The 15,731-nt window shown below is 70.9% G+C and carries 15 protein-coding genes; 7 read left to right on the top strand and 8 right to left on the bottom strand.

What is annotated here, in order from left to right; genetic code table 11:
- Positions 1-85: 85 nt before the first annotated feature.
- Complete coding sequence (locus tag GPA03_RS16645) at positions 86-1,549, bottom strand: maltokinase N-terminal cap-like domain-containing protein (RefSeq protein WP_156253149.1); 1,464 nt, start codon at positions 1,547-1,549, stop codon at positions 86-88.
- On the bottom strand, positions 1,546-3,249 hold the full coding sequence (gene treS, locus GPA03_RS16640; protein ID WP_241681348.1) for a maltose alpha-D-glucosyltransferase: 1,704 nt from the start codon (positions 3,247-3,249) through the stop codon (positions 1,546-1,548). The genes GPA03_RS16645 and treS overlap by 4 nt, the downstream gene beginning before the upstream one ends.
- A gap of 70 nt (positions 3,250-3,319) precedes the next feature.
- On the opposite strand from treS, the gene GPA03_RS16635 reads away from it, so the two are divergent.
- The 5 genes from GPA03_RS16635 (at position 3,320) to purM (ending at position 8,494) form a co-directional block, all read left to right on the top strand.
- Positions 3,320-3,736: a sterol carrier family protein gene (locus tag GPA03_RS16635; protein ID WP_156253147.1), complete on the top strand. Its 417-nt coding sequence runs from the start codon at positions 3,320-3,322 to the stop codon at positions 3,734-3,736.
- Positions 3,687-4,211 (top strand): hypothetical protein, encoded by a 525-nt coding sequence (locus GPA03_RS16630; protein WP_156253146.1) that lies wholly within the window; start codon positions 3,687-3,689, stop codon positions 4,209-4,211. The genes GPA03_RS16635 and GPA03_RS16630 overlap by 50 nt, the downstream gene beginning before the upstream one ends.
- A gap of 7 nt (positions 4,212-4,218) precedes the next feature.
- Positions 4,219-5,673, top strand: coding sequence for an RNB domain-containing ribonuclease (locus GPA03_RS16625; protein WP_156253145.1), 1,455 nt, complete (start codon positions 4,219-4,221; stop codon positions 5,671-5,673).
- 128 nt (positions 5,674-5,801) lie between these two features.
- Positions 5,802-7,337, top strand: coding sequence for an amidophosphoribosyltransferase (purF, locus tag GPA03_RS16620; protein WP_156253144.1), 1,536 nt, complete (start codon positions 5,802-5,804; stop codon positions 7,335-7,337).
- Positions 7,338-7,384: 47 nt separating this feature from the next.
- Positions 7,385-8,494 carry a phosphoribosylformylglycinamidine cyclo-ligase gene (gene purM, locus GPA03_RS16615; protein WP_156253143.1) on the top strand — a complete coding sequence of 370 codons (1,110 nt, stop codon included), beginning with the start codon at positions 7,385-7,387 and terminating at the stop codon, positions 8,492-8,494.
- Positions 8,495-8,524: 30 nt separating this feature from the next.
- On the opposite strand, the gene GPA03_RS16610 is transcribed toward purM, so the two are convergent.
- The 6 genes from GPA03_RS16610 to GPA03_RS16585 form a co-directional block, all read right to left on the bottom strand.
- Positions 8,525-8,710 carry a DUF3073 domain-containing protein gene (locus GPA03_RS16610; RefSeq protein WP_156253142.1) on the bottom strand — a complete coding sequence of 62 codons (186 nt, stop codon included), beginning with the start codon at positions 8,708-8,710 and terminating at the stop codon, positions 8,525-8,527.
- A gap of 194 nt (positions 8,711-8,904) precedes the next feature.
- A complete protein-coding gene (locus tag GPA03_RS16605) occupies positions 8,905-9,180 on the bottom strand; it encodes a DUF3618 domain-containing protein (RefSeq protein WP_156253141.1) in 276 nt (91 codons plus the stop codon).
- Positions 9,177-9,578 (bottom strand): phage holin family protein, encoded by a 402-nt coding sequence (locus tag GPA03_RS16600; protein ID WP_156253140.1) that lies wholly within the window; start codon positions 9,576-9,578, stop codon positions 9,177-9,179. The genes GPA03_RS16605 and GPA03_RS16600 overlap by 4 nt, the downstream gene beginning before the upstream one ends.
- An 82-nt stretch (positions 9,579-9,660) precedes the next feature.
- Entirely contained in the window at positions 9,661-10,545 is an 885-nt protein-coding gene (locus GPA03_RS16595; protein WP_156253139.1) for a carbohydrate ABC transporter permease, read from the bottom strand.
- Positions 10,542-11,441, bottom strand: coding sequence for a carbohydrate ABC transporter permease (locus GPA03_RS16590; RefSeq protein WP_156253138.1), 900 nt, complete (start codon positions 11,439-11,441; stop codon positions 10,542-10,544). Before GPA03_RS16590 ends, GPA03_RS16595 begins: the two co-directional genes overlap by 4 nt.
- Before the next feature lie 68 nt (positions 11,442-11,509).
- Entirely contained in the window at positions 11,510-12,793 is a 1,284-nt protein-coding gene (locus GPA03_RS16585) for an ABC transporter substrate-binding protein (RefSeq protein WP_156253137.1), read from the bottom strand.
- A gap of 195 nt (positions 12,794-12,988) precedes the next feature.
- On the opposite strand from GPA03_RS16585, the gene GPA03_RS16580 reads away from it, so the two are divergent.
- Together GPA03_RS16580 and GPA03_RS16575 are read left to right on the top strand one after the other, a co-directional pair.
- Positions 12,989-14,044: an acyltransferase gene (locus GPA03_RS16580; protein ID WP_156253136.1), complete on the top strand. Its 1,056-nt coding sequence runs from the start codon at positions 12,989-12,991 to the stop codon at positions 14,042-14,044.
- Positions 14,045-14,217: 173 nt separating this feature from the next.
- Entirely contained in the window at positions 14,218-15,708 is a 1,491-nt protein-coding gene (locus GPA03_RS16575) for a DUF4153 domain-containing protein (RefSeq protein WP_156253135.1), read from the top strand.
- Positions 15,709-15,731 lie beyond the last annotated feature (23 nt).

Here is a 15,731-nt window from a genome sequence, read left to right as displayed (position 1 = left end):
CCATCCGCCGCTCGTTCCTCGCGGCTCCCGCCAGGCCCAGCCATCGCCGCGCACACATCCCCCGGGCCGCTTCAGGAGGTGGAGGTCACCTCTCCAGGGCGGCCAGGGGGATCGGCAGCCAGCCGGGGCGGTTGCGGGCCTCGTAGACCGCTTCGTACACGGCCTTGTCGGCGACGTAGGCACGCAGCAGCGTGTCCTCGTCGGGCGTGAGCTCGCGGTCGCCCAGGTAGCCGGCCAGAAAGGCGCGGCCGTTGCGGTCGGCCCAGGCGCGGGCGAGCTCGGTGCGGTGCTCGTCGATGTCGCCGTCCGCGCTCACGGCGGTCATCACGACGGCGTTGGCCGCGTAGTCGAAGGAGCGCAACATGCCTGCCACGTCGCGCCAGGGGGAGTCCGGCTGGCGACGGTCGGCCAGCGGCTTCGCCGGTTCGCCCTCGAAGTCGACCAGCTTCCAGCCCACCACGGTGCGCAGCGTCTGACCGAGGTGCAGGTCACCGTGGATGCGCTGGCGCTGGACGCCCGGGAGCTGGGTGACGCCGCTGAAGGTCTCACGCAGCCGGCCCCGATGCGCGGCCAGCTGAGGGACCACCGCGACCGCCTCGTCCAGCCGCGCCATCATCCGTTCGGCCAGCTCCGTGAGGTCGCGCCCGGCCAGCGGCTCGGTCCCGAAGTGCGTGGCCATGGTCGCGTGCACCTCGGCGAGCGCGACGCCCAGCCGGTGCGCCTCGTCGGCGAAGTCGGCGCCGGCCGACTCGGCCATCAGCTCGCCATCCGGGTTCACCACGGCGTCGGCGAACAGGCTTCGTACGGATGCGAGCGCGAGCTCGAAGCCGTCGCTCGCGGTCCGCAGGAACTGCTGCAGCAGTGCGAGCTGCAGCACGCCCTCCTTCGAGACCAGCTCCGCCCAGCCGTACAGCGCGGCCACGTGGTCGGAACCGGCGCGCGTGAGCACCTCGTGGATCTCGATGTCGGGATTGACGCCCGGGGTGAGCTTGCGGAACACCTTCATCAGGGCGTCGTCGCCGAACATCACCGAGGAGTTCGACTGCTCGCCCGAGAACGGCGACGACACCGCCGTCTCGTCGAGCTCGTGCCCGGGCAGCCGGCGCAGCACCAGACCGCTCGCGCCTGGTTCGGCGAGGCGTTCCTCGCCCTGGGGAGTCACGGCGGCGAACGCCGCCAGCCAGGCGGCCATGGCCTCGCGGTCGTGGATCGCGTCGTAGGTGTGCCGCCAGGAGTCGTCGGCCTCATCTGACGTCTCCGCTGTGCCTTCTCTGTGCCAGCTGATGAAGGCGTGGTTCAGCCGCTCCTGCGGGTGCGCGTACAGCGACAGCGGCAGCTGGTACCGCTCGACGGCAGGCTCGGCGCCGTCGGTGTAGGTCACCTCGACGACGTCGATCACCACCCGCGGCTCGGCGGTGGTGGGGATCTCGGCGACCCGGTTCACCGATGTCACCTCGAACGGCCGCCCCTTGCCGCCGAACCAGCGTGCGGCGCTGAGGTGATCGGCAAGGCCCTCGATCGGCAGCGGGCTCGGTTGCGGGAGCGTCATGGGGAGACCTCGGCTGGGGGAGTAGTGAGTCGGAACCAGTAGAACCCATGGGAGCCGAGGGTGAGCAGGTAGGGCAGCTCACCGATGGCGGGGAACGGGACGCCGCCCACGAGCTCAACGGGCACCCGACCCTCCCACGTCCGCAGGTCGAGCTCGACCGGCTGCGGGAAGCGCGAGAGGTTGTTGACGCACAGGATCACGTCGTCACCGTGCTCTCGCACGTACGACAGTATCGAGGGGTTCGACCCGCCCAGGTCGATGAACGAGCCGAGCCCGAACGCGTGGTGCTGCTTGCGGATATGGATCATCCGCCGCGTCCAGTGCAGGAGCGAGGAGGTGTTCTCGGTCTGCGCCTCGACGTTGACGCTCTGGTAGCCGTACACCGGGTCCTGGATCACCGGCAGGTGCAGCCGCCCGGGCGTCACCCGCGAGAAGCCGGCGTTCCGGTCGCCCGTCCACTGCATCGGGGTGCGGACACCGTCGCGGTCACCGAGCCAGATGTTGTCGCCCATCCCGATCTCGTCGCCGTAGTACAGGACCGGCGAACCGGGCAACGAGAGCAGCATCGCGTGGAACAGCTCGATGCGGTTGTCGTCGTTGTCGAGCAGCGGTGCGAGTCGCCGCCGGATGCCGATGTTCGCCTTCATCCGCGGGTCCTGGGCGTACTCGGCCCACATGTAGTCGCGATCCTCGTCGGCGACCATCTCCAGGGTCAGCTCGTCGTGGTTGCGCAGGAAGATGCCCCACTGGCAGCCCTCGGGGATCGCGGGCGTCTGCGCCATGATCTCCGAGATCGGGTACCGGGACTCCCGGCGCACCGACATGAACAGGCGCGGCATCACGGGGAAGTGGAACGCCATGTGGCACTCGTCGCCCACCCAGGTGCCGTTCTCGTCCTCACGACCGCCGAAGTACTCGACGACGTCGGCTGGCCACTGGTTCGCCTCGCACAGCAGCACCGTGCCCGGGTACTTCGAGTCCACGAACCGCCTGACCTTGCGCAGCGCCTCGTGCGTCTCGGGCAGGTTCTCACCGTTGGTGCCCTCGCGCTCGAACAGGTAGGGGACCGCGTCGAGCCGGAAGCCGTCGAGGCCCATCGCGAGCCAGAAGTCCATCGCCTCGAGCATCGCGTCGAGCACGGCCGGGTTGTCGAAGTTGAGGTCCGGCTGGTGCGAGAAGAAGCGGTGCCAGAAGTACTGCTGCCGCACCGGGTCCCACGTCCAGTTGGAGGGCTCGGTGTCGACGAAGATCACGCGGGCGTCGGCGTAGAGATCGTCGGTGTCGGACCACACGTAGAAGTCGCCGTACGGGCCGTCGGGGTCCTCGCGCGAGGCCTGGAACCACGGATGCGCGTCCGAGGTGTGGTTCATGACGAAGTCGATGATCACCCGGATGCCGCGCTCGTGCGCCGCCGCCACGAACTCGCGGAAGTCCTCCACGGTGCCGATGTCGGGAAGGATCGCGGTGTAATCGGCCACGTCGTACCCGCCGTCGCGCAGCGGCGAGGCGAAGAACGGCGGCACCCAGAGGCAGTCGACGCCCAGCCAGGCCAGGTAGTCGAGCTTCGAGGTGAGTCCCTTGAAGTCGCCTGTGCCGTTGCCGTCGGAGTCGTAGAACGCCCGCACGAGCACCTCGTAGAAGACCGCAGTCTTGAACCACTCGGTGTCCGCGCTGGGGTTGATGACCTCTGGTGCGCTCACGACCCCACCCTGACCTCCGCGGCGTCGACTCGCAACCCGAACGAGCCTTCCGGCTCGATAGATTTGCTCCATGGCTCGACGGCGGATCTCGCGCACCCAGGGTGAGGCCGCCCTGGTCTCGTGGCGAGCGGGCGAGGCGGATCGCAGCGCCACGATCCGCGCCGTCCGCTACCTCCTCGAGGAGCTGGGCGAGCGTGCGCCGGGGCACGCCGTCGAGGTGCGGGTACCACCCGCCGGGGTCGTGCAGGTGGTGGAAGGCCCGCGGCACACACGCGGGACCCCTCCCAACGTCGTCGAGACCTCGATGGAGACGTGGCTGCGGCTCGCCACGGGAACGCTCGCATGGTCGCAGGCGCTCGCCGCCGGCGAGATCGCCGCGTCCGGGCTGCGGGCCGACCTGTCCGACCTGCTCCCGCTCTTTCCGATAACGTCGCCGGGTGAGCACGCTGGAGGAGCCGAAGGGCGAGGAGCCGAAGAAGGCCCCTGAGGAGCAGACCGGCCCGGGACCCGGCACGGCGCCCACGCCGCCGCCGATGCCCTCGGCACCGCCGGAGGGTGAGGCCGGCGGGTCCACCTGGTCCGAGGTCATCGGTGCGCCCTCGACGCCCGGGCCGGCGGAGTCCGAGGGGCAGGAGCCCGCCGAGGGGGCCGGCAGCACGCTGGCGGAGGGCGAGAGCAGCGACCCCCTCGACGCCGACGAGATCTCGGTCGACCCCACCCGCGTGCGTCGGGCGCCGCGGTTCGGCCGGTTCGTGCTCGTGGGGGTGCTGCTGGGCCTGCTCATCGCAGTCGTCCAGACACGGCTCGCCTCGCCCGAGGCCATCGCTGACGCCGGCGGCCCGTGGGCGTCGAACACGTGGGGCTTCTTCTGGTTGATGTCGGCGATCTTCGTGCCGATCGCGGTGCTGCTGATGTGCGGTATCGCCCTGCTGATCGAGCGCCGCTCTCGCCGCGGGAAGTGAGGTAGCCGTGCCCTCTCGCAACTTCCGCCTCGATCGGGCCACCGTCACCGATCTCGAACCGGCGCTGGTCGCGCTGCGCGCCGAGCTGGAGGTGCCCGGGGCGTTCAGCGCCGCGGCGCTCGCCGAGGCCGAGCGCGCGGCCGTGGCCGCGGCCCAGCACGAGCTCGACGCCACCGACGTGGAGCTCGTCACCGTGGACCCTCCCGGCGCCCAGGACCTCGACCAGGCGCTGCACCTGTCGCGCGACGGCGAGGGCTACCTCGTGCAGTATGCGATCGCCGATCCCGCCTCCTTCATCACGCCCGGCTCCGCGCTCGACGTCGAGGTGCACGGGCGCGGCATGACGTTCTACGGGCCTGACGGCCGCATCGGTCTCCACCCGCCGGTGCTCGCCGAGGGGGCCGCCAGCCTGCTGCCCGACCAGGTGCGCCCTGCCTGCCTGTGGCGGATCCGGCTGGACGCCACGGGCGAGATCATCGACGCCCAGGTCGTCCGCGCCATGGTGCGCAGCCGCGCGCAGCTGACCTACGAGCAGGTGCAGGCGGCGCTCGACGGCGGTGGGTTCGGCGAGGTGCCAGAGATGCTGGGGCTGCTCCGTGACATCGGCACGCTCCGCCTGGAGCGGGAGGCTGAGCGCGGCGGCGCCTCGCTGCGGATCCCCGAGCAGGAGGTCGAGCGGGTCGACCACCACTACGAGCTCAGCTATCGCGCCAACCTCGACTGCGAGGAGTGGAACGCCCAGATCTCGTTGCTGACCGGGATCGCTGCGGCGGGCATCATGCGGCGCAAGCGCGTGGGCGTGTTCCGCACGCTGCCCGAGGCCGATCCGCGCGACGTCAAGCGGCTGCGCCGCGCCGCCCATGGCCTCGGCATCGAGTGGGGACCCCAGGAGCGCTACGGCGCGATGCTCAACCGGCTGGACGCCTCGATCCCTGCCCACGCGGCCTTCCTCGACGCGGCGACCACGCTGTTCCGTGGTGCCGACTACCTCACGTTCGACGGCGAGCTGCCGCCGGCCTCGCCGCACGGTGCGATCGCCTCGGAGTACGCGCACGTGACCGCGCCGCTGCGCCGGCTCGTGGACCGCTACGGGCTGGAGATCTGCCTCGCCGCGACCGCCGACGCCGACGTGCCCGACTGGGTGCGCCAGGGCCTCGAGGCGTTGCCGGCGATCATGGCGAGCACGGGTCAGGAGGCGAGCGCCTACGAGCGCGAGTGCGTTAACCTCGTCGAGTCCGTGGTGCTCGCGCCCAGCGTGGGCAGCACCTTCGACGGTGTGATCGTCGACGTCAACGAGCCCAAGGATGGCGTGCAGGGGCAGGCGCGCGGCACCGTCGTCGTGGCGGAGCCGGCGGTGCAGGCGGTCGTGCTCGGCACCGACCTCCCGCTCGGTGAGAAGACGACGGTCACGCTCACCGAGGCCGATCCCGCGACGCGCCGGGTGACCTTCACGCACCCCTGAGGCCCCAACCCCTTCTCGTCGACCCGCACCGCCCCCGGCCCGCCCCGTGTCCGCGAGGGCGAGCCTCGCCGTCGACGGCGGGAGGCGGCCGGGTGGGCCAGGCGGGCCGTGTGTGGGACCATAGGCGCGTGGCGCGCGGCGATGGACGACTGACCCACCAGGTCGATCCCCACGACAAGGGACCGCAGGACGAGTGCGGTGTCTTCGGGGTATGGGCTCCTGGCGAGGAGGTCTCGAAGCTCACCTATTTCGGCCTCTACGCGTTGCAGCACCGCGGCCAGGAGTCGGCGGGGATCGCGACGTCGAACGGCGAGCAGATCCTCGTCTACAAGGACATGGGCCTCGTCTCACAGGTCTTCGACGACATGTCGCTCACGTCGCTGACCGGTCACATCGCGCTCGGCCACGTGCGGTACTCGACCACCGGCGCCTCCACCTGGGAGAACGCGCAGCCGACCCTCGGCCCCACCGCCAGCGGCACGATCGCGCTGGCCCACAACGGCAACCTCACCAACACCGCCGAGCTCGTGCGGCTCGTCGAAGAGCGCTACGGGCCGCGCAAGCGCAACGACCTGGTGGACCGCTGCGCCACCGACACGTTCGTGCTCACGGCACTGCTCTCGGGCGATCCCGACCACACGTTGGAGACCACGGCGCGCGAGGTGCTGCCGCGGGTGCAGGGCGCGTTCTCGATCGCTTTCATCTCCGAGGACACGCTGTACGCGGCCCGCGACCGGCACGGCATCCGGCCGCTCGTGCTGGGCCGGCTCGAGCGCGGCTGGGTGGTCGCCTCTGAGACCGCTGCCCTCGACATCATCGGCGCCGCGTTCGTGCGAGAGGTCGAGCCCGGCGAGCTGATCACGATCGACGCCGACGGCCTGCGCAGCTGCCGGTTCGCCGACGCCGAGCCCAAGGGCTGCGTGTTCGAGTACGTCTACCTGGCCCGGCCCGACACCACGATCGCCGGCCGCAGCGTCAACGCCGCCCGGGTCGAGATGGGTCGTGCGCTGGCGCGCGAGCACCCGGTCGAGGCCGACCTCGTCATCCCCACGCCGGAGTCCGGAACCCCGGCCGCGATCGGTTACGCAGCCGAGTCCGGCATCCCGTTCGGGCAGGGGCTGACCAAGAACGCGTACGTGGGCCGCACGTTCATCCAGCCCTCGGACACGATCCGCCAGCTCGGCATCCGCCTCAAGCTCAACCCGCTGAAGGAAGTGATCCGCGGCAAGCGGCTCGTCGTCGTCGACGACTCGATCGTGCGGGGCAACACCCAGCGGGCGCTCGTGCGGATGCTGCGCGAGGCGGGCGCCGCCGAGGTGCACGTGCGGATCTCCTCGCCGCCGGTGAAGTGGCCGTGCTTCTACGGCATCGACTTCGCCACGCGCGCCGAGCTGGTGGCCAACGGGCTCTCGGTCGAGGACATCTGCGCCTCGCTCGGCGCCGACTCGCTCGGCTACATCTCGCTCGAGGGCATGATCGAGGCGACCGAGCAGCCGAGCTCGAGGCTCTGCACCGCCTGCTTCACCGGCTCCTACCCGATCCCGGTCGACGATCACGGCGCCGCTCTTGGCGAGCTCGACGAGCTGCCGCTGGGTGCGCCGGAGGACGGTCTCACCAGCCTCGCGGTCGCTGCCGGCGGATCCGGTTCGCTGCTGCACCCGTGAACGTCACCTCAGAGCCCCGACCCGACAAGATTGGCGAACCCGACGCGATGACCGAGCCGATCACGTACGCCGAGGCGGGCGTCGACACCAAGGCCGGCGATCTCGCCGTCGAGCTGATGAAGGACGCCGTGCGCGCGACGCACGGGCAAGAAGTGCTCGGAGGCTTCGGTGGCTTCGCCGGCATGGTCGACGCCTCGGCGCTCCGTGACATGCGTCACCCCCTGCTTGCCACCTCGACCGACGGCGTGGGCACCAAGGTGGCGATCGCGCAGGCCATGGGCATCCACGACACCATCGGGCACGACCTGGTGGGCATGGTCGTGGACGACATCGTGGTGGTCGGCGCCACGCCGCTGCTGATGACCGACTACATCGCCTGCGGAAAGGTGGTCCCGGACCGGATCGCCGCGATCGTGCGGGGCATCGCCGAGGCGTGCTCGCTCGCGGGTGTCGCGCTCGTGGGCGGGGAGACCGCCGAGCACCCCGGCCTGCTCGGTGAGGACGAGTACGACGTCGCGGGCGCCTGTACCGGTGTCGTCGAGGCCGACGAGGTGCTCGGACCGGACCGTGTCCTGGACGGCGACGTGCTGATCGGGCTCGCGAGCTCGGGTCTGCACTCCAACGGCTACTCACTGGTGCGGCGCGTGATCGCGCACGCCGGCTGGGAGCTCGACCGGCACGTGCCCGAGCTCGGGCGGACGCTGGGGGAGGAGCTCCTGGTGCCGACCCGCGTCTACGCTGCCGACTGCCTTGCCCTCGCCAAGGACGGCGCTGCGCAGGTGCACGCGTACACGCACGTGACCGGCGGCGGGCTGGCGGCGAACCTCGCGCGGGTGCTGCCGGCGGGCATGCTCGCCGACGTCGACCGCAGCTCCTGGGCGGTGCCGCCGATCTTCGACCTGATCCGCGAGCTCGGCTCGGTGCCGTGGTCCGACCTGGAGAACACGCTCAACCTGGGGGTGGGCATGGTCGCCGTGGTCGGGGCCGACGGCGCCGACGCCGCGCTCGCGCGCGCAACCGAGCTCGGCCTCGCACCGTGGGTGCTCGGCCGCGTGACGAGCGGATCAGGTCGCGCCGAGGACACCGAGGTCGTCAGTGGGACGAAGGGAGTCGACGGCGGAGCGGTCCGCCTGTCCGGCAGCTATCGGCGAGCGTGACCCGCCGAGCGGGGGCTCGGGTTCAGGAGTTCAACGTCCGCTGGCCTCCGGCCAGTCGTCGTCCTCGTCGTCGGCAGGTGGGGCTTCCCACTGCCGATCCGACGATGCGCCGGTGCCGAGCTCGCGCTCGAGAGCGCTGAGGTCGGTCGACGGGCTGTAGTACTTGAGCTGCCGAGCGACCTTGGTCTGCTTGGCCTTCTGACGGCCGCGCCCCATGGCGTGACCCCCTCCGCTTGGTCCGATCCGCACATCGTCCGGTGGACGTAGCGCGATCGGGGCTGATCAATGTGTCGTGGGTTCAGGATACCCCGATGTAGCGACGGTTCACGCGCGCTCGGGTGCAGCTCCCGGCCGGGAGGCGACCGCATGGCGAGACTCCCGGCGTCGAAGCGCGAGATCTCGCTGCGTGGTCAGCGGTTGCGGCGCAGGATCGCGAGGCCGAGAACGCCTGCCACGGCGGCGGCGACACCAGCCGCGATCTGCACCGCGCGCGGCTCGCCGGCCTTGACGTCGTCGACGAAGGCTCGGCCCTTGTCCGCGGCGGCCTGGGCCTGCCGGCGTGGGTCGACCCGGTCCGAGATCTCGTCGACCGTGCGCGTGAGCTCCTCACGCCGACGGCGCAGATCCGCCTCGATCTCGGCGGCGGTGCGCTTGCGCGACTCGGGCTGCTGACTCTGGGTGCTCATGAGCTGACCCCTGCCTTGATCGCGTCGATGTCGCGCTGGATGTTCTCCTTGGTCTCCGGCGCGGGTGCCTTGTCCATCGCCGCCTTGCCGACGAGGCCCAGAATGGCGGCGATCAGCAGCACGGAGCCAGCCACGATCAGCCCGGCGGCCCAGTCGGGAACGACGTGGGCCAGGGCCAGGTAGGCGGAGTGGAGGAGCCAGCCCAGCCCGAAGAGCGCGAACAGCGCCGCACCGGCGAACAGTCCGCCGGCGAGGCCGAGCGCCTTGCCCTTCTCGGTGAACTGCGCTTGCGCGAGCTGGATCTCGTCGCGTACCAGGGCCGACATCGTCTCGGTCATCTTGCCGATCAGCTGCCCCAGGGAGGGCTCGCCTCCCGGCCGCGGGGACGTCTCAGTCACGGTGGTCTCCCCTCTCCGTGCGGCATCCCTGTGCGGGAGCCGTCAACAGCGACACTACCGCGACGGCGCCCCCGACACGGCGTCAGCCCTTGACCGAACCTGACATCAGCCCGCCCACGAAGTACTTGCCGAGCACGATGTAGACCACGAGGGTCGGCAGCGACGCCAGCAGCGCCCCCGCCATCGACGCGCCGTAGTTCTGGAGCTGGGCGCCGTTGGCGAGGTTGTTCAGCGCGAGCGTGACCGGGCCGGTGTTCGCCGTCGAGAAGAACACGGCGAACAGGAAGTCGTTCCAGGCCGAGGTGAACTGCCAGATCAGCACCACCACGAAGCTGGGCAGCGAGATCGGGAGCACCACCCACGCATAGGTCCGCAGCATGCCGGCGCCGTCCATGCGGGCGGCCTCGATGAGCTCGTGCGGGATCGACTCGTAGTAGTTGCGGAAGATCAGCGTGGTGATCGGGATGCCGTAGACGATGTGCAGCAGGATCAGCGTCGGCACGCCCGAGGGCACCTGCAGGTTCAGCATCAGCTGGTTGAGCGGGATCATCACCGCCTGGTACGGGATGAACATCCCGAACAGGATCAGCGTGAACACGATGTCGGCGCCGCGGAAACGCCAGCGGCTGAGCACGAAGCCGTTCATCGAGCCCAGGAACGCCGAGATGATCGCGGCGGGCACCACGATCTGCATCGAGCGAAGCAGCGCGGGGGACAGCGAGTCCCACGCGAGCACCCAGTTCTCGCCCGTCCAGGTGGTCGGCAGCGACCAGGCCTGCGCGGGGGTGGCGTCGCTGCCGCCCTTGAAGCTCGTCACCAGCAGCACGTACACGGGGATCAGCACGAGCACGAGACCGAAGAGCAGCGCCAGGTAGCGCAGCGTCCGCGGCCACGAGTAGCGCGACCGAGCCGGCGGGTGGTCCCGGGAGGTGAGCTCGGCGGGGGCCACCGATGCGGTCGCCGTCATCGGCCGTCCTTCCGCGAGCTGTGGATCAGGTAGGGAACGATCAGCAGCGCGACGATGATCAGCAGGATCGCCCCCACGGCGGCCGAGCTCGCGAAGTCATAGCTCGACTTGAACACGTACATGTCGACCGCGGGCACCTTGGTCTGGTAGTTCGAGGGCCTCGAGATCGACATGATCAGGTCGAACGCCTTCAGCGACATGTGGCCGATGATGATCAGCGCCGACAGCAGCACCGGGGTGAGCTGGGGGAAGATCACGTACCGGTACACCTGCCACTCGGAGGCGCCGTCCATGCGGCCCGCCTCGCGCAGCTCGTCGGGGATGCCGCGGAACCCCGCGAGGAAGAGCGCCATCACGTAGCCCGAGAGCTGCCACACCGCGGGCAGCGCGATCGCCGCGATGCCCCAGGTGATGTTGTTCCACCACGGGTTCTGCAGGACGTCGAGGCCGACGATCTGGAACAGCCGGTTCAGCCCGCTCGCGGCCTCACCCTGGTTGGAGTTGAGCAGCCAGCGCCAGACCACACCGGAGGCCACGAACGAGACCGCCATCGGGAACAGGTAGATCGAGCGGAAGATGCCCTCACCGCGGATCGGCCGCTCCAGCAGCCACGCCCATACGAACCCGGTGATCAGGGTGCCCACCAGGAACACGGCGGTGTACAGCACCAGGTTCTTGAGCGAGTGCTGGAAGTCGGGCGAGGCCAGCAGGTCGAGGTAGTTCTGGACCCCCACGAAGGAGATCGGGGCCACGCCGTTGGCCTGCGCGGCGGAGTGGTTGTCGGTGAACGAGGTGCCCGCGTTCACGGCGATCAGGCCGTACACGAACACCGCGATCAGCAGCACCGAGGGCGCCAGCAGCAGCAGCGGCGGGCCCCAGGACTTGGCTCGTCTCATATCGATCGGCGAGGGATCGGTGACCACGCGCGCCCAGCGACCCGATCGGGCCGCCGGGCGCGCCGTCGTCAGGATCCGGCTGCCGCAGCCAGCTCGGACTGCAGGGTCGCCAGGTCCGAACCACCGGCCGTGTACTTGCTCACGGCGTCGGTGATGGCGTTGAGCACGGCGATCGGCGCAGCGGCGCCGTGGGCCAGCGAGGGCAGGATCGTGTCGTTCGCGTAGGACTCGATGGCCGACTGCTGGTACTCGGAGAAGTCGGCCGGGTCGGCGTCGGTCCGGGCCGGGATCGAGCCCTTGGCCTGGTTGAAGGCAACCTGACCCTCGAGCGAGCCGACCGTCTCCAGCCAGGCCGTGGCGCCCTCGGGGTTCGGTGCGCCCACGGGCAGCGTGAAGGAGTCTGCGAGGAACCCGAACGTGCCGTCGGTCCCCGGCACCGGGAACTCGACGAAACCGGTGCCGCGTTCGATCTCGGCCTCCTCGAACGCCGCGACCGCCCAGTCGCCCATCACGTTGTAGGCGGCCGTGCCGTCCATGACCATCTGGGTGGCGTCGGGCCAGTCGAGCCCGTCACGGTCGGTGTTCGTGAAGCCGATCAGCGTCTCGAAGTGCTCGAGCGCGCCGGTGACCTCCGCGCCGCTCCAGTCGGTGCTGCCGTCCCAGAGGCCCACGTACGCCTCAGCGCCCAGGTCCGCCATCAGCACGGTCTCGAGCAGGTGCACCTGCGTCCACGGGGCTGCGACCGAGAGCGGGGTCGCGACGCCGCTGTCCTGCACGGTCTGCAGGTCCTCGATCCAGGCGTCGATGTCAGCCGGCGGGGCAGCCGGGTCCAGCGCGGCTGCCTCCAGCACCTCGGGGTTCGCCCACACCACGTTGGAGCGGTGGATGTTCGAGGGGACCGAGTAGATCGCACCATCGACCGTGAGCAGGTCGATCAGGTCCTGCGGGAAGGCGTCGGTGAGCCCGAACTCGTCGTAGAGGTCCGAGACGTCCTCGATCTGGGCGGCGTCGATGTAGTCCTGCAGCTCGGCGCCCGCGTGTGCCTGGAACGTGTCCGGCGGATCGCCCGCCTGCAGCCGCGTCTGCAGCAGGTCTTTCGCCGCGGAGCCTGCGCCACCGGCGACGGCTCCGTTGACGAACGTGAAGTCGGGGTGCTGCTCCGCGAACACGGACTCCAGGGCCTCCAGCCCGGTCAGCTCTGACCCCGCTGCCCACCAGGTGAAGACCTCGACGTCGGTGCTCTCACCGCCGCCGCCGCCACCGCCGCCGCCACCCCCGCTGTTGCCGCTGCCGCAGGCAGCGAGTGCGAGCACGGCCGCCGAGGCGACCGCCATGGCTGTGATCCGTCGCATTGTGACTCCTTCGTCGACTACTGCCGGGAGTGCCCGACCTCGCCATTGTGCGCGCTCTCACGGCGTCCTGCGGGCGGGTTGCCGCTCGAGCCCGGATCGTGTCGGCATCGTGATGTGCGAGCGAGATCGATCGCGCTGGTGGGCGTCGACCGGCGCCGTTCGACCGATTCGTTACCGATTCGTTATCTTTGACCGGTGGCCCGGAGCGAGCCGTCGTCGACGGCGTGGATGACGTGGCTCCGTGCGATCGCCATCGTCGGGGTGATGGTCATCCACACGACAGCCTCCACGGCTGCCGCTCCGGACGCCCGGACACGCACGACCGGGCTGGTGGCGCTCGCGCTCGACTTCGGAAGCCATTTCGCCGTGCCCGTGTTCGTGATGGTCAGCGGGGCGCTGAACCTCGAACCGGACCGGTATCGCGGGGCAGGGGCGTTCCTGCGCCGCCGCGCGCTGCGGCTCGTGCCGGCGGTGGTGTTCTGGCACGCCTGGTACATCGGCGTGCGGGCCGTTCGGGGCGATGACATCGTGTCCTCCGACATCGTGCGGCGCACCTTCCTCGGGGAGCTGTTCACGCAGCTGTACTTCTTCTGGATCGTGCTCGGGCTCTCGCTGCTGACTCCGCTGCTGATGCCGCTGATCCAGCGCTGGGGGCGGCGTGGCGCGGCCGTGCTCGGTGGGCTCGCGCTCATCGGTACGGCAGCCGTGGCCGCGACCTCGGTGCCGGGCCAGTACCTCGAGAACGCGCTGCTGTGGTGGTTGCCCTACCTGGGCTACTACATCCTCGGATGGGTGCTGCGCGAGGTGCGGCTACGCGGAACGTGGCTCGTCGCGTGCGCGGTCGCCACCATCGGCCTCGGCGCTCTGGTGTCCTGGCAGTGGGAGAACGACGCGGCACCGGCGTGGTTGCACACCGCCGCACCGGTCAGCTACTACGGCGCGGGCATGGCGCTGTACTCGATCGGTGTGTTCCTGGTCGCGCACGGCTTGCTGGCGCCCGACGGCGCCCTGCGCTCGCTGCTCGAGCCGCCGGCGATGACGGTCGGGCGCGAGCTCGGCGCCGCGACGATGGGCATCTTCGGGTTCCACATGACGGTCCTCGCCGTGCTGACCGCGACCGGCTGGTTGGGCGGCGACGAGCCCGCTCCCGATCTGACGACCCTGCTCCTGCGGGTGCTCGTCGTCGTGGTGGCGACGCTCGCCGTCGTGCTCCCGCTACGACGGGTACCGGTGATCACCAGAGTGCTGTGAGCGGCCGCAGGTAGGCCGGCGCCCACGCCAGCAGGCGCGGGTGGGACAGCGCCCACAGCAAGCGGCGGCGTGGACGCTGTCCCACCGCAGCAGCGGCTTCCTTCACAACACCCGCACGCGCGCTCCAGGATCGCTCCCGGGCACCTCCTGAGCGCGACTCTAGCGTCGGCTGCATGAGCGATGCCGCTGCCCACAGGTTCCCTGTTGTCACACCGGCCCGGCTTCCTGAGCCCAGCCTGGTGGGGCGTGCGCTGGCGAGGTTCGGCACCGCGCACGACGCGCCGATGCCGATGCCTCTCGCCGGCGGGGCCGTCGGTGTCGCCGTGGTGGTGGCGCTGCTAGCGACGGGGAACCGGCCGGGCCTCGGGCTCGCGTTCACGATCCCGCTGATCTGGGCGCCGGCCGTGCCAGCGCTGCTCCGCCGGCGTGCCTGGGGCACGCTGGTCACCGCGGCGCTCGCGGTGGCGCTCGGCTCGGTCGCGGCGATCCGGGATGCCGAGTGGGTGGTCGCGCTGAGCCTGCTGGCCGCGTTCGGGCTGACCGCAGTGGCGGCGGCCGGGGCGCGCAGCCCGCTGGGGCTCGCACTTGCGGTGCCGACGGCGCCGGCGGCGGTCACGCGCGGGCTGGTCTGGTTCGCGGGTGGGCTGGTGGTGGCCTCCCACGGTCACCGTGCCGCGATGGGGCGATGGCTGCGGACGGCGGCGATCACCGCCGTCATCCTCGTGGTCTTCTCGACCTTGCTGGCGAGTGCTGACGCCGTCTTCGCGACCCTGCTGCCCTCGCTGGACCTGAGCCTGCTCCCCGCCAGGCTGGCTGTCGGCGTGCTCGCCGGTGCCGCCACGCTGGGGGTGGCCAGCCTCGCCGTACGACGCCCCGGCTGGTCGGTGACCCGGCTGGCTCGGCCGGGTGCCTACCGGCCCGCGGAGTGGTTCGTCCCGGTGCTGGCCCTGGGCGCCCTCATGGTGGCATTCCTGGTCACCCAGGTGGCGACCGCCGTCGGCGGCGACGACTATGTGCACGCGACAGTGGGGCTCACCTACGCCGCCTACGCACGCCAGGGCTTCGGCCAGCTCGTGGCCGTCACGGCGCTGACGCTCGTGGTGGTGGCATGGTTCGCGCGGCGAGCGCCGAGGCCTGCGGGCGGCGCTGCTCCAGGCCGGGCCGTGCGTGCGGCGCTGGCCGTGCTGTGCGTGGCGGCGCTGGGTGTCGTCGCGACCGCGCTGGTGCGGATGTCGCTGTACGTGCAGGCCTACGGGCTCACGGAGCTGCGACTGCTCGCCGCGACCGGTGAGGCCGTGATGGGCGCGATCCTGCTGCTGGTGCTCGCAGCCGGGGTGCGGTGGCGTGCACGGTGGCTTCCGCTGGCAGCGGTGCGGGTGGCAGGCGTCGCGATGCTGCTGCTCGCGCTCGCCAACCCCTCGGCGCTGATGGTGCGCTACAACACCGGGGAGCAGGAGGTCCCGCTCGACATCTGGCACCTGCAACAGCTCTCCGCCGACGCCGTGCCGGCCATCGACACCCTCGAGGAGCCGTTGCGCTCGTGCCTGCTCGCCCACTACGAGACGGCGGCGCCCGGCTCGGTCTGGGAGTGGAACCTCTCGCGCTCGCACGCCCGCGCGGCCGACGACGTGCTCGCCGGACACGACTGCCCACTGACCTTCTGAGCTCGGCTGCCGGGCGCTGCGAT

This window comes from Pseudactinotalea terrae (assembly GCF_009733845.1).
In the GTDB taxonomy this organism is placed as follows: domain Bacteria; phylum Actinomycetota; class Actinomycetes; order Actinomycetales; family Beutenbergiaceae; genus Pseudactinotalea; species Pseudactinotalea terrae.
Note: the sequence above shows the minus strand (reverse complement) of the source record. Positions and strands in the feature narration are given on the sequence as shown.